The 21,409-nt window shown below is 73.7% G+C and carries 21 protein-coding genes; 8 read left to right on the top strand and 13 right to left on the bottom strand.

Annotated elements, in window-relative coordinates; translation table 11 throughout:
* The first annotated feature begins 87 nt into the window (after positions 1 to 87).
* From K8W59_RS07160 to K8W59_RS07145, 4 genes are all read left to right on the top strand, one after another.
* Positions 88 to 1,866, top strand: coding sequence for a nitrite/sulfite reductase (locus K8W59_RS07160; protein ID WP_317846318.1), 1,779 nt, complete (start codon positions 88 to 90; stop codon positions 1,864 to 1,866).
* Positions 1,863 to 2,069, top strand: a complete 207-nt coding sequence (locus K8W59_RS07155; protein ID WP_223398915.1) for a hypothetical protein — start codon at positions 1,863 to 1,865, stop codon at positions 2,067 to 2,069. Before K8W59_RS07160 ends, K8W59_RS07155 begins: the two co-directional genes overlap by 4 nt.
* Positions 2,066 to 2,812: a phosphoadenylyl-sulfate reductase gene (locus tag K8W59_RS07150; protein WP_223398913.1), complete on the top strand. Its 747-nt coding sequence runs from the start codon at positions 2,066 to 2,068 to the stop codon at positions 2,810 to 2,812. The genes K8W59_RS07155 and K8W59_RS07150 overlap by 4 nt, the downstream gene beginning before the upstream one ends.
* A gap of 91 nt (positions 2,813 to 2,903) precedes the next feature.
* The gene (locus K8W59_RS07145; RefSeq protein ID WP_223398911.1) at positions 2,904 to 3,647 is read left to right on the top strand and encodes a sirohydrochlorin chelatase; all 744 of its coding nucleotides are present in this window, start codon (positions 2,904 to 2,906) and stop codon (positions 3,645 to 3,647) included.
* 9 nt (positions 3,648 to 3,656) lie between these two features.
* Here K8W59_RS07145 and K8W59_RS07140 read toward each other — a convergent pair whose 3' ends face one another.
* The 8 genes from K8W59_RS07140 to K8W59_RS07105 all read right to left on the bottom strand — a co-directional run bounded on the left by K8W59_RS07140 (position 3,657) and on the right by K8W59_RS07105 (position 10,038).
* A complete protein-coding gene (locus K8W59_RS07140; protein WP_223398909.1) occupies positions 3,657 to 4,034 on the bottom strand; it encodes a DUF3037 domain-containing protein in 378 nt (125 codons plus the stop codon).
* On the bottom strand, positions 4,031 to 4,801 hold the full coding sequence (locus K8W59_RS07135) for a HipA family kinase (RefSeq protein WP_223398907.1): 771 nt from the start codon (positions 4,799 to 4,801) through the stop codon (positions 4,031 to 4,033). Before K8W59_RS07135 ends, K8W59_RS07140 begins: the two co-directional genes overlap by 4 nt.
* Positions 4,798 to 5,913: a PPK2 family polyphosphate kinase gene (locus tag K8W59_RS07130; RefSeq protein WP_317846317.1), complete on the bottom strand. Its 1,116-nt coding sequence runs from the start codon at positions 5,911 to 5,913 to the stop codon at positions 4,798 to 4,800. The genes K8W59_RS07135 and K8W59_RS07130 overlap by 4 nt, the downstream gene beginning before the upstream one ends.
* 95 nt (positions 5,914 to 6,008) lie before the next feature.
* Positions 6,009 to 6,713 (bottom strand): GNAT family N-acetyltransferase, encoded by a 705-nt coding sequence (locus K8W59_RS07125; RefSeq protein ID WP_223398905.1) that lies wholly within the window; start codon positions 6,711 to 6,713, stop codon positions 6,009 to 6,011.
* A 25-nt stretch (positions 6,714 to 6,738) separates the two neighbouring features.
* Positions 6,739 to 7,356 (bottom strand): regulatory protein RecX, encoded by a 618-nt coding sequence (locus K8W59_RS07120; RefSeq protein WP_223398903.1) that lies wholly within the window; start codon positions 7,354 to 7,356, stop codon positions 6,739 to 6,741.
* Entirely contained in the window at positions 7,340 to 8,392 is a 1,053-nt protein-coding gene (gene recA / locus K8W59_RS07115; protein ID WP_223398901.1) for a recombinase RecA, read from the bottom strand. The genes K8W59_RS07120 and recA overlap by 17 nt, the downstream gene beginning before the upstream one ends.
* A gap of 192 nt (positions 8,393 to 8,584) precedes the next feature.
* Positions 8,585 to 9,847: an MFS transporter gene (locus K8W59_RS07110; protein ID WP_223398891.1), complete on the bottom strand. Its 1,263-nt coding sequence runs from the start codon at positions 9,845 to 9,847 to the stop codon at positions 8,585 to 8,587.
* Positions 9,844 to 10,038 (bottom strand): DUF3046 domain-containing protein, encoded by a 195-nt coding sequence (locus K8W59_RS07105; protein WP_223398889.1) that lies wholly within the window; start codon positions 10,036 to 10,038, stop codon positions 9,844 to 9,846. Before K8W59_RS07105 ends, K8W59_RS07110 begins: the two co-directional genes overlap by 4 nt.
* 117 nt (positions 10,039 to 10,155) lie before the next feature.
* On the opposite strand from K8W59_RS07105, the gene K8W59_RS07100 reads away from it, so the two are divergent.
* Positions 10,156 to 10,689 carry a GNAT family N-acetyltransferase gene (locus tag K8W59_RS07100; RefSeq protein WP_223398887.1) on the top strand — a complete coding sequence of 178 codons (534 nt, stop codon included), beginning with the start codon at positions 10,156 to 10,158 and terminating at the stop codon, positions 10,687 to 10,689.
* An 84-nt stretch (positions 10,690 to 10,773) separates the two neighbouring features.
* Here the strand turns inward: K8W59_RS07100 and K8W59_RS07095 are convergent, their stop codons facing one another.
* Genes K8W59_RS07095 through K8W59_RS07085 form a run of 3 tightly spaced genes read right to left on the bottom strand, consistent with a single transcriptional unit; the run spans position 10,774 to position 13,366 of the window.
* Positions 10,774 to 11,580: an ABC transporter permease gene (locus K8W59_RS07095; protein ID WP_223398885.1), complete on the bottom strand. Its 807-nt coding sequence runs from the start codon at positions 11,578 to 11,580 to the stop codon at positions 10,774 to 10,776.
* Positions 11,580 to 12,422, bottom strand: coding sequence for an ABC transporter permease (locus K8W59_RS07090; protein WP_223398875.1), 843 nt, complete (start codon positions 12,420 to 12,422; stop codon positions 11,580 to 11,582). The genes K8W59_RS07095 and K8W59_RS07090 overlap by 1 nt, the downstream gene beginning before the upstream one ends.
* Positions 12,422 to 13,366: an ABC transporter ATP-binding protein gene (locus K8W59_RS07085; protein ID WP_449866986.1), complete on the bottom strand. Its 945-nt coding sequence runs from the start codon at positions 13,364 to 13,366 to the stop codon at positions 12,422 to 12,424. Before K8W59_RS07085 ends, K8W59_RS07090 begins: the two co-directional genes overlap by 1 nt.
* 102 nt (positions 13,367 to 13,468) lie before the next feature.
* On the opposite strand from K8W59_RS07085, the gene K8W59_RS07080 reads away from it, so the two are divergent.
* The 3 genes from K8W59_RS07080 to K8W59_RS07070 are packed head-to-tail and all read left to right on the top strand — an operon-like array spanning position 13,469 to position 20,530.
* Positions 13,469 to 15,187, top strand: a complete 1,719-nt coding sequence (locus tag K8W59_RS07080) for an AMP-binding protein (RefSeq protein ID WP_223398873.1) — start codon at positions 13,469 to 13,471, stop codon at positions 15,185 to 15,187.
* 50 nt (positions 15,188 to 15,237) lie between these two features.
* Positions 15,238 to 19,773 (top strand): ATP-dependent helicase, encoded by a 4,536-nt coding sequence (locus tag K8W59_RS07075; protein ID WP_223398870.1) that lies wholly within the window; start codon positions 15,238 to 15,240, stop codon positions 19,771 to 19,773.
* Positions 19,766 to 20,530, top strand: a complete 765-nt coding sequence (locus K8W59_RS07070) for a DNA-formamidopyrimidine glycosylase family protein (protein ID WP_223398861.1) — start codon at positions 19,766 to 19,768, stop codon at positions 20,528 to 20,530. The genes K8W59_RS07075 and K8W59_RS07070 overlap by 8 nt, the downstream gene beginning before the upstream one ends.
* Positions 20,531 to 20,564: 34 nt before the next feature.
* Here the strand turns inward: K8W59_RS07070 and K8W59_RS07065 are convergent, their stop codons facing one another.
* Positions 20,565 to 20,867, bottom strand: coding sequence for a helix-turn-helix domain-containing protein (locus K8W59_RS07065; RefSeq protein ID WP_223398859.1), 303 nt, complete (start codon positions 20,865 to 20,867; stop codon positions 20,565 to 20,567).
* Positions 20,868 to 20,912: 45 nt separating this feature from the next.
* Positions 20,913 to 21,398, bottom strand: coding sequence for a CinA family protein (locus K8W59_RS07060; protein WP_223398857.1), 486 nt, complete (start codon positions 21,396 to 21,398; stop codon positions 20,913 to 20,915).
* Positions 21,399 to 21,409 lie beyond the last annotated feature (11 nt).

Here is a 21,409-nt window from a genome sequence, read left to right as displayed (position 1 = left end):
CGCCGGTCGCAGGCCAGCAGCATCCTCAGCGTCGAGGAGCCGGCCAGTCGCGGCATGCGCGTCTCCCCACGCCACAAGGACCTCCTCGTGAACGCACCGAACCCCGCCAGCACCGCTCAGGGCTCCACCGCCGGACCCGACACCCGCCCCGCCGCGGCCACCGGGCCCGGCCGTCCCAAGTCGAGCCGTCCCCGCCCCAAGAAGGGCGAGGGCCAGTGGGCGCTGGGCTACCGCGAGCCGCTGAACAAGAACGAGCAGACCAAGAAGGACGACGACCCGCTCAACGTCCGCGACCGGATCCTGCACATCTACTCCCGCCGCGGCTTCGACTCTATCGACCCCGCCGACCTGCGCGGCCGGTTCCGCTGGATGGGCCTCTACACCCAGCGCGCTCCCGGCTTCGACGGCGGCAAGACCGGCCAGGTCGCCGAGGAGGAGCTGGACGACCGCTACTTCATGATGCGGGTCCGCACCGACGGCGCGGTCCTGGGCGCGGACGCGCTGCGCGCCCTGGGTGGCATCTCCACCGACTTCGGCCGCAACACCGCCGACATCACCGACCGCAACAACATCCAGTACCACTGGATCGAGATCGAGAACGTCCCCGAGATCTGGAACCGGGTCGACGCGGCCGGGCTCACCACCCTGGAGGCCTGCGGCGACTCCCCGCGCGGCTTCCTGGGCTCGCCGGTGGCCGGGATCGCCAAGGACGAGATCATCGACGGCACCGAGGCGCTCGCCGAGATCAAGCGCCGCTACATCGGCAACCCGGACTTCTCCAACCTCCCGCGGAAGTTCAAGACCGCGCTGACCGGGCACCCCAGCCACGACGTGGCGCCCGAGGTGAACGACGTCTCCTTCGTGGGCACCGTCCACCCCGAGCACGGCCCCGGCTTCGACCTGTGGGTCGGCGGCGGGCTGTCCACCAACCCGATGCTCGCCCAGAAGCTGGGCGTGTGGATCCCGGTCGACGAGGTCGCCGACGCCTGGGAGGGCGTGATCTCGATCTTCCGCGACTACGGCTACCGCCGGCTGCGCTCGCGCGCCCGGCTGAAGTTCCTGGTCGCGGACTGGGGGGTGGAGAAGTTCCGCGAGGTGCTGGAGAGCGAGTACCTCCACCGCACCCTGGTCGACTGCCCCTCCCCCGAGGCGCCGGCCGTCCAGGGCGACCACATCGGCGTGCACGAGCAGAAGGACGGCCGCTTCTACGTCGGCGCGACCCCGCTGGTCGGCCGGATCGACGGCACCACGCTGACCGCGCTCGGCGACCTGGTGGAGAAGTACGACGCCGACGGCGCCCGGCTCACGGCGTACCAGAAGCTGGTGGTGATCGGCGTCGACGGCACCGACACCGACGCCTTCGTCGAGGATCTCGAGCGGATCGGGCTCACCGCGCGGCCGAGCAACTGGCGACGGACCACGATGGCCTGCACCGGCATCGAGTTCTGCAAGCTGGCGATCGTCGACACCAAGGAGCGGGCGCGGCGCCTGGTCACCGAGCTGGAGCAGCGCTTCCCCGACCTCGAGGTGCCGATCTCGGTCAACGTCAACGGCTGCCCCAACGCCTGCGCCCGGACCCAGGTCGCCGACATCGGGCTCAAGGGCCAGCTCGTCATGGACGAGAGCGGCCAGCAGGTCGAGGGCTTCCAGGTCCACCTCGGCGGCGGCCTCGGGCTCGAGGCGGGCTTCGGTCGCAAGCTGCGCGCCCACAAGGTGACCAGCGCCGGGCTGGACGACTACGTCACCAACGTCGTCCGGGCCTTCCTGGCCGAGCGCCACGACGACGAGTCCTTCGCCCAGTGGGTCGGCCGCGCGGACGACGCCGTACTCCGAGGCGAGGCCGTGCTGGAGGAGGCGGGCGTATGAGCGAGCGAGCCTTCCCGACCCTGTGCCCCTACTGCGGGGACGAGGACCTGCGCCCCCACGAGGTCGAGGACGCCGACGGCCAGGTCACCTCGCCGCACGGGTCGTGGGCCTGCCGGTCCTGCCTGCGGGCCTTCAGCCTGAAGATGCTCGGGCAGATCCGGCCGCCCGCCGGCGTCACCAACGACCAGGGGGTGCGCGCATGACCGCCGCCACGACTCTCACCGCCCGCGCCAATCGCGGGAGCCTGACCGAGGGGCGCAGCCCCGAGGAGCTGCGCGAGATCGTCTCCCACGTCGGCGCCGAGCTGGAGCTGGCTCCGGCCGAGAACATCGTCGAGTGGGCCGTCGCCACCTTCGGCGAGCGGTTCTGCGTCACCTCCTCGATGGCCGACGGCGTGCTGGCGCACGTGGCCTCGCGCGTCGCCCCGGGCATCGACGTGGTGTTCCTCGACACCGGCTACCACTTCGCCGAGACCATCGGGACCCGCGACGCGATCGCCGCGACCCTGCCGGTCACCGTGCGGACCGTCGAGCCGCGGCAGACCGTGGCCGAGCAGGACGCGGAGCACGGCAGGGACCTCTTCGCCCGCGACCCCGACCTGTGCTGCAGCCTGCGCAAGGTGGAGCCGCTGTCCCGGATGCTCGGCGGCTACGACGCGTGGGCGACCGGCCTGCGTCGTGCCGAGACCCGCAACCGGGTCGTCGCCCCGGTCGTCGGCTGGGACGAGAAGAAGCAGAAGGTCAAGGTCAGCCCGCTGGCGCGCTGGAGCGACGAGGACGTCGAGCGGTACGTCGCCCAGCACGGCATCCTGCTCAACCCGCTGGTGCACGACGGCTACCCCTCCATCGGCTGCCAGCCCTGCACCCGCCGGGTCGCCCCCGGGGAGGACCCGCGCAGCGGCCGCTGGGCCGGCACCGAGAAGACCGAGTGCGGGATCCACCTGTGACCCGCCGTACCCACCCCGATCCCGCCGACACCGTCGTCGGCTCTCCACGACACGCCCGTACGGGCACGAACACGCAAGGAGGTCAGCGCTGATGGCCGCACCCGCCCTCATCGCCCTCGCCCACGGCAGCCGCGACCCCCGGTCCGCCGAGACGATCACCGCCCTGGTCGACGAGGTCAAGAGCCTGCGTCCCGACCTGCGGATCGAGGCCGCGTTCCTCGAGCTCTCCAAGCCGTCCTTCGCCACGGTCGTCCGCAAGCTGGTGCGCGCCGGCCACGACGAGATCGTGGTGGTGCCGCTGCTGCTGACCGAGGCCTACCACGCCAAGGTCGACGTCCCCCAGATCCTCGCCGAGGCCCAGGCCGAGCACGAGGGCCTGCGGATCGGCGCGACCGGCGTCCTCGGCCTCGAGGCCTGCTTCCTGAAGATCCTGGACGAGCGGATGCGGACCGCGCTCAAGCAGGCCCGCGTCCGCGAGCTCGACGCGCTCGTGCTCGCCGGCGCCGGCTCCTCGGACTCGCTGGCCAACCAGGCCGTCGCCCGGCTGGCCCGGGTCTGGGGCACCCACCACAAGCTGCCGGTCACCGCGGCGTTCGCGTCGGCGGCTCCCCCGGCGGCCGGCGAGGCGGTGCGCGCCTTCCGGGCCGAGGGCAAGCGGCACGTGGCCGTCGCCTCGCTCTTCCTGGCGCCGGGCCTGCTGCCCGACCGGGTGCGCGAGCTGGCACTGGAGGCCGGAGCGGTCGCGGTCTCCGACCCGCTGGGCGCGCACCCCGAGGTCGCCCGGATCGTGCTGGCGCGCTACCTCGTGGGCGCGCTGGAGCTGGTGCCCGTCTGACCCGCAGGCTCAGCGGACCAGCCGGTCGACCAGTCGGGTGAGGCAGGCGGCGGGGTCGTCGGTGATGCCCCCGTGCACCGGTCCGGGGCGTACGACGGTGCTGCGGGGCGCCCGGACGAAGCCGAACCGCTGCCCCAGCGGCGACCGGCCGGCGGCGCCGGCGGTGTCCTCGCCGCGGCACACCGCCGCGACCCAGGCGAGCGCCTCGTCCACCCGGGCCGGGTCCAGGCCGGGCGCCAGCGCCCGGATCCGGCCGGGGTCGACGTGGTGCTCGGCGCCCAGGAAGCCGGCCTCCTCGCAGTAGAGCACCACCCCGACGTTGAGGAACTCCTCGCGATCGGCCCGCGGCACGCAGCGCAGGACGACGTACTGGTAGGGCAGGCTCATCGGGCCGCCTCCGGCAGCCAGTCCGAGCTGTCCAGCCGCGCGCGCAGGAAGGCGGCGTACGCCTCGCGGACCTGCTCGGGCTCGGTGTCGGGTACGCCGGCCAGCCAGTCGTCGGGCACGTCGGCCACCACCTGCTCGATCGCGGCGCCGCGCAGCCGGTCGCGCAGCGCGGCGTCCACCTCGCCCAGGCGCGGGACGAGGTCGCCGAACACGTGGTCGTCGGCACTCCACGGCTGGCGGGCGAAGCGGGCCGGGTCGGTCAGGCCACCCGCCCAGGCGTGGTGGAAGTAGAGCGACGCCCCGTGGTCGATCAGCCAGAGCCGGCCGTGCCAGACCAGCAGGTTGGGGTTGCGCCAAGACCGGTCGACATTGGCGATGAAGGCGTCGAGCCACAGGGTGCGCAGCGCGAGCTCCTCCCCCTCCGGCCCCAGTGCCTCCCGGCCGTCGAAGCCGAACGCGCCCGGCAGGAAGTCGATCCCGAGGTTCAGCCCAACGCTCGCGGTCAGCAGATCCTGGACCTCCTCGTCCGCCTCGTAGCGCGCGATCTCCGGGTCGAGGTCGAGGACCGCCAGCTCCGGCGTCGGCAGCTCGAGGTGCCGGCACAGGCCGGTGACGAGCACCTCCGCGGCGAGCACCCGGATCCCCTGCCCCGCCCCGCGGAACTTGCACACCCAGGTGCCGAGGTCGTCCCCCTCGACGATGCCGGGCAGGCTGCCTCCCTCGCGGAGCGGGGTGACGTAGCGCGTGACCCGCACCTGCGGGATCACGCGATCGGGTCCTCCTCGAGCAGCCGACGGCGCTGCTCGTCCACGTCGAAGTCGGCGGCCGGCCACTGCGGATCCATCTGCTCCAGGGTCTCGCGGAGCAGGGTCGCGATCGCCCAGTTGCGGTACCACTTGCGGTCGCTGGGGATGAGGTACCAAGGCGCAGCCGCGGTGCTGCACCGCTGCAGCGCGACCTCGTAGGCCTCCTGGTAGTCCGCCCACATCGACCGCTCGTCGATGTCGCCGGGGTTGAACTTCCAGTACTTCGTCGGGTCGTCGAGCCGCGCGAGCAGCCGCTCCTTCTGCTCCTCCGGGGAGATGTGCAGGAAGCACTTCACGATCGCCACGCCGCTCTTGGCGAGCTCCGCCTCGAAGCGGTTGATCGCGTCATAGCGACGGGTGATCGCCGACTTCGTGGTGAGCTCACGCACCCGCGCGATCAGCACGTCCTCGTAGTGCGACCGGTCGAAGACCCCGACGATGCCGGGCTCGGGCAGGGCCCGACGGATCCGCCAGAGGAAGTCGCGCCGGCGCTCCTCGGCGGTGGGGGTCTTGAAGGAGGTGATCTTGACGCCCTGGGGGTCCATCAGGCCGACCGAGTGGCGCAGCACGCCGCCCTTGCCGGAGGTGTCCATGCCCTGGAGCACCAGGAGCACGCTGCGGGCCTTGCTCGACGTACGCCCGTCGGCGAACAGCCGCTCCTGCAGCTCGGCCAGCGGGTCGCCCGCGGCGGCGAGCGCGGCCTTGCCGGCGACCTTGTCCCCGTCGAAGCCCGGGGTCGCGCTCGGGTCGTGCTGGCTGAGGTCGACCTTGCGTCGCGCGGGGAGCTTCAGCAGCGTGCGCAGGGACTCACCGGTCGGGCCGCCGCGGCCCTCCTCGATCTCCAGGACGGGTACGACGGCCTCGGCCGCGGCGCGCTGGGAGAGCTCGGTGGCGTGCTCGGCGGCGTCCTGGCGGGCCAGCTTGGCCGCCTTCTTCGCCTCCTTGGCCGCCTTCTTCTCCTTGGCCTTGTCCTTGGCCTTCTTCGCGGCCTTCTTGTCCAGCTTCTCCTGCTGCGCCGGCTTGTCGGCCTTGGACTTCTTCTGCTTCTTCTTGTCCTTGTCCTTCTTGCCCATGCGCCCCACCCTAGTCAGACCGCGCCGCGCGCTCCTCCCCCGAAAGGCTCGGGTGGGCCCTCGGCTCCTTGCGAGCCGGCCCACGGTAGGGCACCTCAGCCGAGCACCCGTGCCACGTCGAGGCTGCAGCCGACCGCGGTCGCGACCGAGCCGTCGCGCTGGGGCTCGTCGAACCAGGTGCCCTCGACGAAGCCGGCCTTCTCCAGCACACGCAGGGAGGCGGCGTTGCGATGGTCGGGCGCGGCGAAGAACGAGCCGGCCTCGGGGAAGCGCTGCCGGGCCCGGAGCATCCATGCCCACAGCAGCCGGACGCCGAGACCGCGGCCGACCCACTCCGGCTCGCCGATCGCGTAGTCCACTCCCACGGCGTCCGGGTCGGGGGTCAGCAGCGGGAAGTCGGGGTGGTCGCGCACGCGGTAGTCCTGCACGAACCCGACCGAGCGGCCGTTGGCCTCCACCACCCACATCCGGGTCGGCGTCATCCCGTCGATCCGGGGGCCGTACGCCTCGGTGACCGCCTCCAGCGACGGCTCGCCGTCGGCGGCCCACCAGCGACGCAGGTGCGGCTGTTCGCGCCACTGCGTGACGACGGGCAGGTCGCCGCGGGTCATCGGGCGCAGCAGCACCACGAGGTCGTGGTCGATCGCGAAGCGCTTGACCTCGCCGGAGAGGTCGACCGGGACGGGCTCGGCGTGTGCGCTGCCGCAGGTACGGCGAGCCGCGTCGGCCCAGGACTCGCCGTCCCGGACCACGCCGTCGTACTCGTGGCCCCGGTTGGCCACCACCAGCCGCGTCGTCACCCGGCGATCCTCCCAGCGGCCGGAGTCAGGTGTCGAGGAGCTCCTGGCTCTCCTCCTGCTCGCCCAGCTCCTCGCGGACCACGCGCCAGGCCAGCCCGGGAGCGTGCCCCTTGCGGGCGAGCATGCCGACCAGCCGCCGGGTCGCGGTCGCGTGGTCGACCCGCTGCAGGCCGCGCAGCTTCTTGCGGACCAGCGCCCGTGCGGCCGCCTCCTCGGCGTCCGGGTCGACCTCGTCGAGCGCCTCGCGGGCGACCTCGTCGTCGATCCCCTTGCGTCGCAGCTCCTGGGCCAGCGCGCGACGCCCCAGCCCCTTGCCGGGCTGGCGGCTGCCGATCCAGGAGCGGGCGAAGGCCTCGTCGTCGACCAGGCCGACCTCCTCGAACCGGTCCAGCAGCGCCGCGGCGAGGCCGTCGGGGACGCCCTTGCTGCGCAGCTTGGTCTCCAGCTCGTGCCGGGACCGGGCCTGGCCGGTCAGCTGGTCGAGCAGGATCTTCCGCGCGACCGACTCCTGGTCGGCCTCGGCGTCCTCCTCGACCGGCCGGGCGGGCGGGTCCTGGTCCGGCGGCGCGTCGCCGCCGGTCCAGGCACTCACCCCGAGGCCGACATCACCCCGCCAGGGGTCCCGCTCAGAAGTCACCGACACCGATCGGCTCGTCGGAGAGCTCCTCGGCCGGCTGGTCGACCTGCGGCGTGACGCCGAGCTTCTCCAGGATCTTCTTCTCCAGCTCGTTGGCCAGATCGGGGTTGTCCCGCAGGAAGGTGCGGGCGTTCTCCTTGCCCTGGCCCAGCTGGTCGCCGTCGTAGGTGTACCAAGCACCGGCCTTGCGGACCAGGCCGGCCTCGACGCCGACGTCGATCAGGCCGCCCTCGCGGGAGATGCCGCGGCCGTACATGATGTCGAACTCCGCCTGCTTGAACGGCGGGGCCACCTTGTTCTTCACGACCTTGACCCGGGTCCGGTTGCCGACCATGTCCTGGCCGTCCTTGAGGGTCTCGATCCGGCGCACGTCCAGGCGCACGGAGGAGTAGAACTTCAGCGCCCGGCCACCGGTGGTGGTCTCCGGGGAGCCGAACATCACGCCGATCTTCTCGCGCAGCTGGTTGATGAAGATCGCGGTGGTGCCCGAGCCGTTGAGGGCACCGGTCATCTTCCGCAGCGCCTGGCTCATCAGGCGGGCCTGCAGGCCGACGTGGCTGTCGCCCATCTCGCCCTCGATCTCCGCGCGCGGCACCAGGGCGGCCACGGAGTCGATGACGATCAGGTCGAGCGCGCCGGAGCGGATCAGCATGTCGGCGATCTCGAGCGCCTGCTCACCGGAGTCCGGCTGGGAGACCAGCAGGGCGTCGGTGTCCACGCCGAGGGCCTTCGCGTACTCCGGGTCGAGCGCGTGCTCGGCGTCGATGAACGCCACGATGCCGCCGGCCCGCTGGGCGTTCGCGACCGCGTGCAGCGCGACCGTGGTCTTTCCCGACGACTCCGGGCCGTAGATCTCCACGACGCGACCGCGCGGGAGACCGCCCAGGCCGAGCGCGATGTCGAGCGAGATCGCGCCGGTGGGGATCACCTCCAGCGGCGCCCTGGTCTCGTCGCCCAGTCGCATGACCGAGCCCTTGCCGAACTGCCGCTCGATGTTGGCGAGAGCGGCGTCCAGTGCCTTCTCGCGGTCTCCACCAGCCATGGTGTCTCCTCGTTGTCTCGTCGTGTGCCAGGTACGCCTTCGACGCTAGAGCGCTCCACCGACAGTGTCGGTAGGACCAGCGGGCCCTTGTGGAGAACCGCTCCCCGCGTCGTACCTGTGGACAGCACACTAGTACGAACAACTGTTCGATCTGCGCGCCCCGCCCGGCGTGTCGTACGGCGACCCCGCGGCTCAGGCGGGCGCGACCCGATCGCCGCGCAGCGACAGCACCCCCGCGGCTACGACACCGGCGGCCAGCACCCCGGCCAGCAGGGTGAGCACCGGGTAGCCGCCCGCGGCCATCACCAGCCCCGACAGGCCGCCCGCGGCGGCCGCGGTGAGGCTCATCGCCACGTCCGCACTGCCCTGCACGTCGGTGCGCGTGGCCAGCGGCGAGTGGTCGGCGACCAGGGTCGCGGCCGCCACGGTCGCGCACGACCAGCCGAGGCCGAGCAGGAACAGCCCGGCGAAGATCAGCGGCGAGCTCCCCTCCGGCGAGCGCCCGGCGCACAGCAGCGCCACCAGCAGCAGGACCCCGCCACCCGCGAGCACCCGGCCCCGGCCGACCCGGTCGCAGGCCCAGCCGACCACCGGGGAGAACGCGAACATCCCGAGCACGTGGACGGAGATGACCACGCCGATCACCTCGAGCCCGGCGCCACCGTGCTCCATGTGCAGGGGCGTCATCACCATCACCGAGATCATCACCGCATGCGCCAGGGACATCCCGGCGACGGCCGCCCCGACCACAGGCCGCTCCCGGACCACCGCGAGTGCCCGGCCCCACGACGTACCCGACGAGGCCGCCGGGACGTGACCGCCGGCCTCGCGGGCGAGGAGCAGCGGGTCCGGGCGCAAGAAGACGGCCAGCACCGCCGCCGCGGCCACCATCGCGACCGCGCCGATCAGGAACGGCCCGGTGAGCGCGGGGATCCCGAGCGTGGCGCTGAGCCGCCCCGCGGGGCCGGTGAGGTTCGGCCCGAGGACCGCGCCGATCGTGGTCGCCCAGACGACCAGCGAGAGCGCCCGGCCGCGGTGGTGGTCCTCGGCAAGGTCGGTGGCGGCGTACCGCGCACCCTGGTTGGCCGCCGTGGTGGCGCCCAGCAACACCGCCCCGGCGAGCAACACCGTCATCGACCCGAGCACGCCCGCGAGCACGGCCAGCAGCGCGCCCGCCGCGCCGGCGACGTACCCCAGCACCAGCCCGACCCGGCGCCCGCGCCGGCCCATCACCCTCGCCAACAGGTAGGCGAAGACGGCGGTGCCGAGCACCTGGAAGGTCTGCGCGAGACCGGCGTAGCGCTCGGACCCCGAGAGCTCCAGCGCCAGCAGGGAGGCGGTGGCGATGCCGATGGTGATGCCCATCGCGCCGACCGCCTGGCCGGCGACCAGCGTGCGCACGGTGCGGCGCTGCGCGGCCGCCAGGTCGGGACGGACGCCCGCCGGCGCGGTCACCGGTCCCGCTCGGGCAGCTCGAGCGCGGCCCACACGGCCCGCCACACCTCCTTGGGCGGCACGCCCGCGTCCAGCGCCTCGACCGGCGTCCGCGAGCCGAGCGCGGACAGCACCTGGGACTCGGCCCAGTGGCGGTGGTACGACGCGCCCAGCGCACGCTCCATCCGCGCCCAGAACTCCGTGTGCCTCATCGTCTCCCCCACACCTCCAGCCATCGGTCGTCTCGCAGCCCGTCCGCCCGGTCCACCCGTCGCGCGGGCGAGCTCACCGCCGCATCCTCGCAGACCTCGGTGGGCCAGGATGGGTGCGTGCCGATCCGACCCGCCACTGCAGCCGACGTACCCGCGATCGCCGCGATCTATGACCACCACGTCGAGCACTCGGTCGCCACGTTCGACCTCGAGCCGCAGGGCGAGGCGCTCTGGCAGGAGAAGGTCGACGCGGACGAGGCCGGCACCCACCTCCTGGTGGCCGAGGAGGAGGGTGCCGTCGCCGGCTTCGCCTACTCCTCGCCGTTCCGCCAGCGGCCGGCGTACTCCGGGACCCGGGAGACCTCGATCTACCTCTCGCCCGAGGCGGGCGGCCGGGGGCTCGGTCGGCAGCTGTACGGCGCCCTCCTGGAGCGGCTCGCCGCCGACGGGATCCACACGGTGATCGCGGTCGTCGCCCAGCCCAATCCCGCCTCCACCGCGCTGCATCGGCGGTGCGGCTTCACCGAGGTCGGCACGCTGCGCGAGGTCGGCCGCAAGCACGGGCGGCTGGTGGACATCACCTGGTGGCAGCGGCACCTGCGGGACTCGCCTGCTACGCCGCCCCGCTCGGCTACCCCGCCTCTCGGATGAGAGGTAGCCAGGCCACCTCACCAGCCGCGGTTCAGGTGGCTGGGCTACCCCCTGTCGGCCGGCCGCAGAAGGAGCGGGCGGGCCTCAGGTGAGCAGCAGCGCCGCCAGCCGGCGGCGTACCAGCCAGAGGCCGAGCAGGCCCATGGCGGCCAGGTAGACCACCGACACCAGGCTCCCCCAGCCGACGGCGCCGGTGGTGAGCTCGCGGCACAGCACGACGCCGCGGTAGAGCGGCGTCAGCTCCACCACCCAGCGCAGCCAGTCCGGGAAGGCGGTGACGGGGAAGAACGTCGCGGAGAACAGGAACATCGGCAGCTGGATCAAGGTGATCTTGTCGAAGTCCTGCCAGCTGGTCATGAAGGTCGTCAGCCCCATGCAGACCGCGGAGAACGCGAACCCGATCAGCAGCGCGGCGGGCAGCGCGAGCAGCGCCCACCACGACTGGATCAGCCCCATCGCCAGCATGACGACCAGGAAGCCGGCGGAGTAGGCACCGCCGCGCAGGTTGCCCCAGAGGATCTCCCCGCGGGCGATGTCGGGCACCCGCAGCGGCGTGGCCAGGATCTGGTCGTAGAGCTTCTCGTAGCGCAGCTTGAAGAACACGTTGAACGTGGAGTCCATCAGGGCGCCGTTGAAGGCGCTGGCCGCGAGCATCCCCGGCGCGACGAAGGCGGCGTAGGGCACCTGCTCGCCGCCCACGGTGAAGGAGCCGATGAGCTGCCCGACGCCGATGCCGATGGAGAACAGGAAGAACACCGGCTCCAGGAAGCCGGTGAGGAAGAGCTTCCACTCAGCCTTGTAGGTGATGTAGTTGCGCTGCACCAGCAGCCAGGTCGCCTGCCACGGCGTGAGCGGCGAGACGGGCGTGCGGTCGGGGGTCAGGCTGCTCATCAGTCGGTCACCCGCTTCCGCAGGCCAGTCACCGAGAGCCACGTCCCGAGCGCCAGCAGGGCCAGCAGGACGACCACGTTGACGGCGGCCACGGACCAGTCGACCTGCCCGACGGTGAACATCCGGGACAGGTTCACCCCCTGCCACAGCGGGGTCAGCCGGGCGATCGCCGCGCCCACGGGGCCGAGGTTGTCCACCGGGAAGAACGCCCCGGAGAAGAGGAACAGCGGGAAGACCACCAGCCGGAAGAACACCCCGAAGCCGGCCTCGCTGCGCATCCGGATGCTCATCGCGTAGGTCAGCGCCCCGCAGGCCGCACCGGTCAGCACCTGCGCGAGGAACGCCACGAACGGCCCCCACCAGGTGGTGAACAGCCCGAACGGCGCGAGCACCAGCATGAACACGCCGCACGCGCTCGCCACCCGCGCGGTCATGAACAGCAGGTGTGCGATCGCGACGTGCGCGGGCGTCAGCGGCGTGGCGAGCTGGCTGAAGTAGACCTTGTGCCACTTCACCGCACCCATGACGGGGTACGTCGTCTCGCCCACGGCGGTCTGCATGGCGTGCGCGCTCACCAGCCCGGGCACGACGAACGCGAGGTAGCTGTCCGCCCCCTCGAGCGTGGACGGGTCACCGGCGATGAAGCCGCCGAGGATCACGCCCATCGCCACGACGTAGAAGATCGGGCTGACGAACGAGCTGATGATCGACGCCTTCCAGGTGCGCCGATAGACCGTCCACCAGTAGTCGCGCTGGCGCGCCAGGCCCTCCCACAGCGTCAGGTCGCGGGGCTCCCCCGTGGTCGTGTCCCGCGCGTCGCGGGTCGGGCCGGTCGTCGCCATCACTCCACCAGCGTCCGTCCGGTCAGCCGGAGGAACACGTCCTCCAGCGTCGAGCGCCGCACCAGCACCGCGAGCGGCTGCAGGCCGCGCTCGTGCGCCCGCGCGACCACCTCCTCGCCGTCGCCGCTGTAGACCAGCAGCCGGTCGGGCAGCACCTCGACCCGCTCCCCCAGGTCGGCGACCTGCTCGACCAGGCCCTCGTGCTCGCCGACCCCGAAGCGCAGCTCGGCGACCTCCCTGGTGGAGTGCTCGCGGATCAGCTCCAGCGGCGATCCCTGCGCCACGATCTCGCCGCGGTCGATGACCACCAGCCGGTCGCACAGCTGCTCGGCCTCGTCCATGTAGTGCGTGGTGATCGCCAGCGTCACGCCCGCCTGCTTGAGCCGGTAGAGCTGGTCCCACAGCACGTGCCGTGCCTGCGGGTCCAGACCCGTCGTGGGCTCGTCGAGCAGCAGCAGGTCGGGCCGGTTGATCAGCGACCGGGCGATGGTCAGCCGCCGCTTCATCCCGCCGGAGAGGTCCTCCACCTTCGCCTTGGCCCGCTCGGTGAGGTTGGCGAAGTCCAGCAGCTCGTCGGTGCGCTCGGCCGCCACCGCCTTCGGCAGCCCGAAGTAGCGGCCGTAGACGAACAGGTTGTCGCGCACGTTCAGCTCGTTGTCCAGCGTGTCCTCCTGCGGGCACACGCCGAGCCGGGCGCGGATCGCCGAGCCGTGCTCGGCCGGGTCCATCCCGAGCACCGTCAGCTCCCCCGAGCTCACCGGCGAGACCGAGGCGATCATCCGCATGGTGCTGGACTTCCCGGCACCGTTGGGGCCGAGGAAGCCGAACGCCTCGCCGCGGAGGACGTCCAGGTCGATGCCGCGCACCGCCTCGAAGTCGCCGAACCGCTTGCGCAGGTCGCGGGCGCGGATCATCACGTCGGTGTCGGGGTCGGTCACGGTCACGGTCACGAACCCTAGGCGCAGCCGCCGACACCGGGGAACCGAGATTCGAGTACGGCGCGCCAGCGGGTGCCGCGCCGGCCGGATCCGCGCAAGGATGAGCCCATGTCCACCGATGCATCCGATGCCACCACCGCCCTGCGCTCCGCTCGCGACCGGCTGCTGGAGCAGCGCGAGAGCTACGACGACGCGATCGAGGGGTTCGCCTGGCCCGACGTCGGCGACTGCTTCAACTTCGCCCACGACTGGTTCGAGCCGTTCGCCCGCGGCAACGACGCGCCGGGCCTGGTGATCGTGGAGGAGGACGGCGCGCGGGCGTCGTACTCCTTCGACGAGCTCGCCCGCCGCTCCGACCAGGTCGCGGCGATGCTGCGCGAGCAGGGCATCGGCCCCGGCGACAGCGTCATCGTCATGCTCGGCAACCAGGTCGAGCTGTGGGAGACGATGCTGGCGATCATCAAGCTGGGCGCGGTGATCATGCCGACCACGACCGCCGCACCGCCGGCCGAGCTCGCCGACCGGGTGCAGCGCGGGGAGGCGCGCGCGGTCGTCTGCAACGCCTCCGACACCGGCAAGTTCGCCGACCTCGACGTCGAGCTGCACCGCTTCGCCGTGGGTGAGCGGACCGAGGGCTGGCTGGAGTACGCCGCCGCCTACGACCGCGCCGAGGAGCCGGTCGAGCACCCCGGCAACGGCACGACCGACCGGCTGCTCCTCTACTTCACCTCCGGCACCACGTCGCGGCCCAAGCTGGTCGAGCACACCCACCGCTCCTACCCCGTCGGGCACCTCTCGACCGTCTACTGGCTCGGCCTGCAGCCCGGCGACGTGCACCTCAACATCTCCAGCCCCGGCTGGGCCAAGCACGCCTGGTCGAACTTCTTCGCCCCCTGGCTGGCCGAGGCGACCGTGCTGGTGTTCAACTACGCCCGCTTCGACGCGGCCTCGCTGCTCGGGCAGCTGGAGAACGAGGGCGTCACCACCTTCTGCGCCCCGCCGACGGTGTGGCGGATGCTCATCAACGCGGACCTGTCCGGGGGCAGGCCCTCCTCCCTGCGCGAGGCGATCGGGGCGGGCGAGCCGCTCAACCCCGAGGTGATCGCCCAGGTGGAGCGGGCCTGGGGCATGACGCTGCGCGACGGCTACGGCCAGACCGAGACCACGGCGCAGATCGGGAACACCCCCGGCCAGGAGGTCCGGCCGGGCTCGATGGGTCGCCCGCTGCCCGGCCTCCCGGTCGTGCTCGTCGACCCCAACACCGGGGAGCGCGTGGACGGCGTCGGGGAGGGCGAGATCTGCCTGGACCTGGGTGCCGAGCCGCTGCCGCTGATGACGGGATACCAGGGCGACGCGGCGCGCAACGCCGACGCGATGGCCGGCGGCTACTACCACACCGGCGACGTGGCGGCCCGCGACGAGGACGGCTACATCACCTACGTCGGCCGCACCGACGACGTCTTCAAGGCCTCCGACTACAAGGTCAGCCCCTTCGAGCTGGAGAGCGTGCTCATCGAGCACGAGGCCGTGGCCGAGGCGGCGGTGGTGCCCGCGCCCGACCCGGTGCGGCTGGCGGTGCCGAAGGCGTACGTCGCCCTCGTCGACGGTCACGAGCCGACGGCCGAGACCGCCCGCTCGATCCTGGCCTACGCGCGCGAGCACCTCCCGCCGTACCTCCGGGTGCGGCGGCTGGAGTTCTTCGAGCTGCCCAAGACCATCTCCGGGAAGATCCGGCGGGTCGAGCTGCGGCAGCGGGAGAGCGAGAACGCCGACGAGCGGATCGGCACCGAGCACCGCGACGAGGACTTCGACCTGCGCGGCAGCTGAGGGCGGGCACTGCGCGGGCGGTTGTCGGCGGCGTGAGCGAGACTGGCCCGGTGACCCCACCCACCGACGCCGCCGACGCCCTGGAGCGCTTCAGCGCGCCCACCCGGGCGTGGTTCGAGGCGGCCTTCGAGGCGCCCACGCCGGTGCAGGCCGACGCGTGGGAGGCGGTCTCGCGCGGAGCGAACGCGCTGGTCGTCGCCCCGACCGGGTCGGGCAAGACGCTGGCGGCGTTCCTCTGGGGGCTGGACCACCTGGTGCGCGAGCCCGGGTCGGGCACCCGGGTGCTCTACGTCTCCCCGCTTAAGGCGCTCGCGGTCGACGTCGAGCGCAACCTGCGCAGCCCGCTCGTCGGCATCCGGCAGACCGCCGAGCGGATGGGGCAGCCGGCGCCGGAGATCTCCGTCGGGGTGCGCTCCGGCGACACTCCCGCGGCCGAGCGCCGCCGGCTGACCAGCCGGCCGCCGGACGTGCTCATCACCACGCCCGAGTCGCTGTTCCTCATGCTCACCTCGCAGGCGCGCGAGTCGCTGCGCGACGTGGACACGGTGATCATCGACGAGGTGCACGCGGTGGCGGGCACCAAGCGCGGCGCGCACCTGGCGCTCTCGCTGGAGCGGCTCGACGAGCTGCTGGAGCGCCCCGCGCAGCGGATCGGGCTCTCGGCCACCGTGCGCCCGCTGGAGGAGGTCGCGCGCTTCCTCGGCGGCCCCACCCCGGTCGAGATCGTCGCGCCCCCGGCGCAGAAGGCCTGGGACCTGCGGGTCGTCGTGCCCGTGGAGGACATGACCGAGCCGGGAGGGTACGACGAGACCGAGGACGACCCGCAGCAAGGCCGCTCGCTCTGGCCGCACGTCGAGGAGCGGATCGCCGAGCTCATCGGGCAGCACCGCTCGACCATCGTCTTCGCCAACTCCCGCCGGCTCGCCGAGCGGCTGACCGCCCGGCTCAACGAGCTCGCCGGCGACGCCGCCGAGGAGTCCCCCGACTCCCCCGATGACCCTGGGCGCCCGCCGGCCGAGCTGATGGGCCAGGCCGGCGCCACCGAGGGCGCGGCTCCGGTGATCGCCCGCGCCCACCACGGCTCGGTCTCCAAGGAGCAGCGGGCGCTGATCGAGGACGACCTCAAGTCCGGCCGGCTGCCCGCGGTGGTGGCCACCAGCAGTCTCGAGCTCGGCATCGACATGGGCTCGGTCGACCTGGTGATCCAGGTGGAGTCGCCCCCGTCGGTGGCCAGCGGCCTGCAGCGGGTCGGCCGGGCCGGCCACCAGGTCGGCGAGGTCTCGCGCGGCGTGCTCTTCCCCAAGCACCGGGGCGACCTGCCGCAGACGGCGGTCACCGTGGAGCGGATGCGCAGCGGCGCGATCGAGGCGCTGTCGGTGCCGGCCAACCCGCTGGACGTGCTGGCCCAGCAGGTGGTGGCCACGCTGGCGATGGACTCCTGGGACGCCGACGAGCTCTTCGACCTGGTGCGGCGGGCCGCGCCGTACTCCTCCCTGCCGCGCAGCGCCTTCGACGCCGTCCTCGACCTGCTCTCGGGGCGCTACCCCTCCGACGAGTTCGCCGAGCTGCGGCCGCGGATCGTGTGGGACCGGGTGACCGGGCAGCTCACCGCACGGCCGGGCGCTCAGCGGCTGGCCGTGACCAGCGGCGGGACGATCCCCGACCGGGGGCTCTTCGGGGTCTTCCTGGTCGGTGGCGAGGGGCCGGGCCGCCGGGTGGGCGAGCTGGACGAGGAGATGGTCTATGAGTCCCGGGTCGGGGACGTGTTCGCGCTCGGCGCGACCTCCTGGCGGATCGAGGACATCACCCACGACCGGGTGCTGGTCTCGCCCGCGCCGGGCGTGCCGGGTCGGCTGCCGTTCTGGCGGGGCGACTCCCCCGGGCGGCCGGCCGAGCTGGGCCGTGCGGTCGGCGAGTTCACCCGCGCGCTGACTGCCCTGCCGGAGGAGCGCGCGCTGGAGCGGGCGCGCGAGGCGGGGCTGGACGAGTGGGCGGCCGGCAACCTGGTCGCGCACATCGCCGAGCAGCGGGAGGCCGCCGGGGTGGTGCCGGACGACCGGACCCTGCTGGTCGAGCGGTTCCGCGACGAGCTCGGCGACTGGCGGCTGGTCCTGCACTCGCCCTACGGCCTGGCGGTGCACGCCCCCTGGGCGCTGGCGATCAACGCCCGGGTGCGCGAGCGGCTGGGCGTCGAGGCACAGGCCGTCGCCTCCGACGACGGGATCGTGCTGCGGATCCCCGACACCGGCGACGAGGCGCCCACCGCCGAGCTGGTGCTGATGGACCCCGGCGAGGTCGAGGAGATCGTGACCACCGAGGTCGGCGGCTCGGCGCTGTTCGCCTCCCGCTTCCGCGAGGCGGCCGCGCGGGCGCTGCTGCTGCCCCGGCGCGATCCGGGCCGCCGGGCGCCCCTGTGGCAGCAGCGGCAGCGGGCGGCCTCGCTGCTCAGCGTCGCCGCCCAGTACCCGTCCTTCCCGATCGTGCTGGAGACCGTGCGCGAGGTGCTGCAGGACGTCTACGACCTGCCGTCGCTGCTCACCCTCGCCCGCGAGATCGAGCAGCGGCGGGTGCGGGTCGTGGAGGTCGAGACCCGGCAGCCCTCGCCGTTCGCCCGGTCGCTGCTGTTCGGCTACGTCGCGGAGTTCCTCTACGAGGGCGACTCCCCGCTGGCCGAGCGCCGGGCGGCCGCGCTGTCGCTGGACCAGGCCCTGCTGGGCGAGCTGCTCGGGCGGGCCGAGCTGCGCGAGCTGCTGGACCCCGACGTGCTGGTCGAGGTGGAGGCCGAGCTGCAGCGGCTCGACCCGGAGCGACAGGCCCGCGACGCCGAGGGGGTCGCCGACCTGCTCCGCACGATCGGGCCGCTCTCGGCCGAGGAGGTGACCGCCCGGACGGTGCCCTCCTCGCCGGTCTCCGACTGGCTCGCCGCGCTCGTGGATGCCCGGCGTGCGGTGGCGCTGCGGGTCGCCGGCGAGCAGCGGTACGCCGTCATCGAGGACGTCGCCCGACTGCGCGACGGGCTGGGCGTGGCCGTGCCGCCCGGCACCCCGGCCGCCCACCTGGAGTCCGTCGACGACCCGGTCGGCGACCTGGTGTCCCGCTACGCCCGGACCCACGGCCCCTTCACCGCCGAGGACGTGGCCGCCCGCCTCGGCCTGGGCATCGCGGTCGTCCGGCACACCCTGGCCCGGCTGTCGGCCCAGGGTCGGGTCGTCGAGGGTGAGTTCAGCCCCGGCGGCCAGGGCACCGAGTGGTGCGGCGCCGACGTGCTGCGACGGATCCGACGGCGCTCGCTGGCCCGGCTGCGCCAGGAGGTCGAGCCCGTCGAGCAGCGGGTGCTGGGCCGCTTCCTGCCCACCTGGCAGCGGGTCGGCGTCGGCCGCGGCGGGCTGCGCGGCGTCGACGGGGTGCTGGATGCGGTCGACCAGCTCGCCGGCGCGGTGGTGCCCGCCAGCGCGCTGGAGTCGCTGGTGCTGCCCGCGCGGGTGCGCGACTACCAGCCCGCGATGCTCGACGAGCTGATGGCGACCGGGGAGGTGCTGTGGGCCGGGCACGGGGCGCTGCCCGGCGAGGACGGCTGGGTCTCCCTGCACCCGGCCGACCAGGCCGAGCTGAGCCTGCCCGACCCCGGCGACCTGGAGGTCACCGAGCTGCACCGCGCCCTGCTCGACGCCCTGGAGCCGGGCGGCGCCTGGTTCTTCCGGCAGCTCGCCGACGCCGCCGGTGCTCCGGACGCCGAGGTCGCGGCCGCCCTGTGGGACCTGGTCTGGGCCGGCCGGGTCTCCGGCGACACCCTGGCACCGCTGCGGGCCCGCACCGGGGCCGGGCGCACGGCGCACCGGGGTCGCCGTACCCCTCCCCGGGCGCGGAGCGGACGCCTCGGTCGACCCGGGCGCACTCCGATGCCTCCGCGCACCGGTCCGCCCGGCACGTCGGGTCGCTGGGCGCTGCTGCCCGAGATCGAGCCGGACCGGACCCGCCGGATGCACGCCGTCGCCGAGCGGCTGCTGGAGCGGCACGGGGTGGTGACCCGAGGCGCCGTCCAGGCCGAGCGGGTGCCGGGCGGCTTCGCCGGGGTCTACTCCGTGCTCGCCGCTTTCGAGGACTCCGGCCGTGCCCGCCGCGGATACTTCGTCGACGGGCTGGGCGCGGCGCAGTTCGGCACCGTCGGGGCGATCGACCGGCTGCGCACCTTCACCGGCGAGCGCGACCCGGTCGCGGTCACGCTGGCCGCCACCGACCCGGCGAACCCCTACGGCGCCGCCCTGGCCTGGCCGGAGCGCACCGACGAGGGCGGGCACCGGCCGGGCCGCAAGGCCGGGGCCCTGGTCGTGCTGGTGGACGGCGAGCTGGTCGCCTACGTCGAGCGCGGCGGGCGCACCCTGCTCACCTGGACCGACGACGAGGCGGTGCTCACTCAGGCGTTCGGCTCGCTCGCCGAGGCCGCAGGCCGGGGTGCGCTCGGGCAGCTGGTGGTGGAGAAGGCGGACGGCGACCCGCTGCTCGGCCGACCGGACAGCCCGCTGCGGGCGGCGCTGACCGCCGCCGGCTTCGTGGCGACGCCGAGAGGGCTGCGGCTGCGTGCCTGAGGGGGACGCGGTCTGGCGCACGGCCCGGCGCCTGGACGACGCGCTGAGCGGGCAGGTGCTCACCCGCACCGACTTCCGGGTGCCCCGGCTGGCCACGGTCGACCTCAGCCGCGCCGAGGTCGTCGCCACCGTGCCCCGCGGCAAGCACCTGCTCACCCGGCTCCGGGCCGACCGGGAGCTCCGGGGAACGCGTGAGTGGAGCGTGCACACCCACCTCCGGATGGACGGCAGCTGGCGGGTGTTGCGTCCCGGGCAGCGCTGGCCGCGGCCCGGTCATCAGGCCCGGCTGGTGCTGGCCGTCCCGTCCGCGCAGGCCGTGGGGTTCCTGCTCGGCGTCGTCGAACTGCTGCCTACCGAGCGTGAGGCTGCCCTGCTGGGCCACCTCGGCCCGGACGTGCTCGGCGCCGACTGGGACCCCGCCGCCGCGGCGGCCCGGCTGGGCGCCGACCCCGCGCGCCCGGTCTTCGACGCGCTGCTCGACCAGCGCAACCTCGCCGGCGTCGGCACCATGTGGGCCGCCGAGCTGTGCTTCGCCGCCCGGGTGCACCCCCTGCGCCCCGCGGGCGAGGTCGACCTCGAGGCGCTGGTCGCGCCCGCTCCGGCTCGGATGGACCCCGAGCGCTACACCCGGCCCGAGCTGCGGGTCTTCGGGCACAAGGCGTGCACCCGGTGCCTGAGCACGATCCGGGTGCTGAAGGTCGGCCCCGCCGGTCGCCGGCGGGACGCGCACCACTGCCCGACCTGCCAGCCGGCCTGAGCCGGCGCGGGCCCGCTGTCGGCGCGGCGCTGCGTCAGGCGGCCGAGGCCACCACGTCGCCGCCGCGGCCGGCGATCTGCGGCGTGCTGATCTCCAGCGCGCGCTCCTCCAGAGCCGCCGCGGAGCTCACCTCGCGCAGCACCACCGAGAGCGGGATGTCCAGGGCCTGGCACAGCGAGCCCAGCAGCTCGGAGGAGGCCTCCTTGGTGCCGCGCTCGATCTCGGAGATGTAGCCGGGGCTCACCCGGGCCTCCTTGGAGACCTCGCGGAGCGTCATGCCGCGCTGCATCCGGGCAGCGCGCAGCGCCTCACCCAGCACCCTGCGGAAGAGCACCATGCCTGCCCACCTCTCTGCGAACGCGTCTCGCCGTGTGTCCTAACGCTACCGGAGGCCGATGACTTCCCGGGCCAGAAGCCCCAGGGAGTCGTCGGTCGCCGTGGCCTGGATCTCGCCCCGGCTCCCCTCCAGCCCCAGCAGCACCGCGCGGCTCGTCCCCGGCCCCGCGAGGCCCACCCAGACCGTACCGGCCGGCACCCCCTCGCTCGGGCCGGGCCCGGCGACCCCGGTGGTGGCGACCGACCAGGTCGTGTCGAGGAGGCGCCGTACTCCCTCGGCCATCGCGCGGGCGCACGCCTCGGAGACCACGCCGTCGCGCTCCACCACCTCCGCCGGCACGCCGAGCACGTCGACCTTCACCCGGGTCGCATAGCTCACCACCGCGCCCGCGAGGACGGCTGAGGAGCCGGGTACGGCGGTGACCGCCGCGGCCACCCGGCCCCCGGTGATGGACTCGGCCGCCGCCAGGGTCTCGCCCCGGTCGGTCAGCTCGCGCACCAGCGCCTGCGCCACGCCCTCGGACTCCTCCATGGAGGCATCGT

The sequence above is a fragment of the Nocardioides rotundus genome (genome assembly GCF_019931675.1).
Lineage (GTDB): Bacteria > Actinomycetota > Actinomycetes > Propionibacteriales > Nocardioidaceae > Nocardioides > Nocardioides rotundus.
This window is presented reverse-complemented; position numbering and strand designations above follow the sequence as displayed.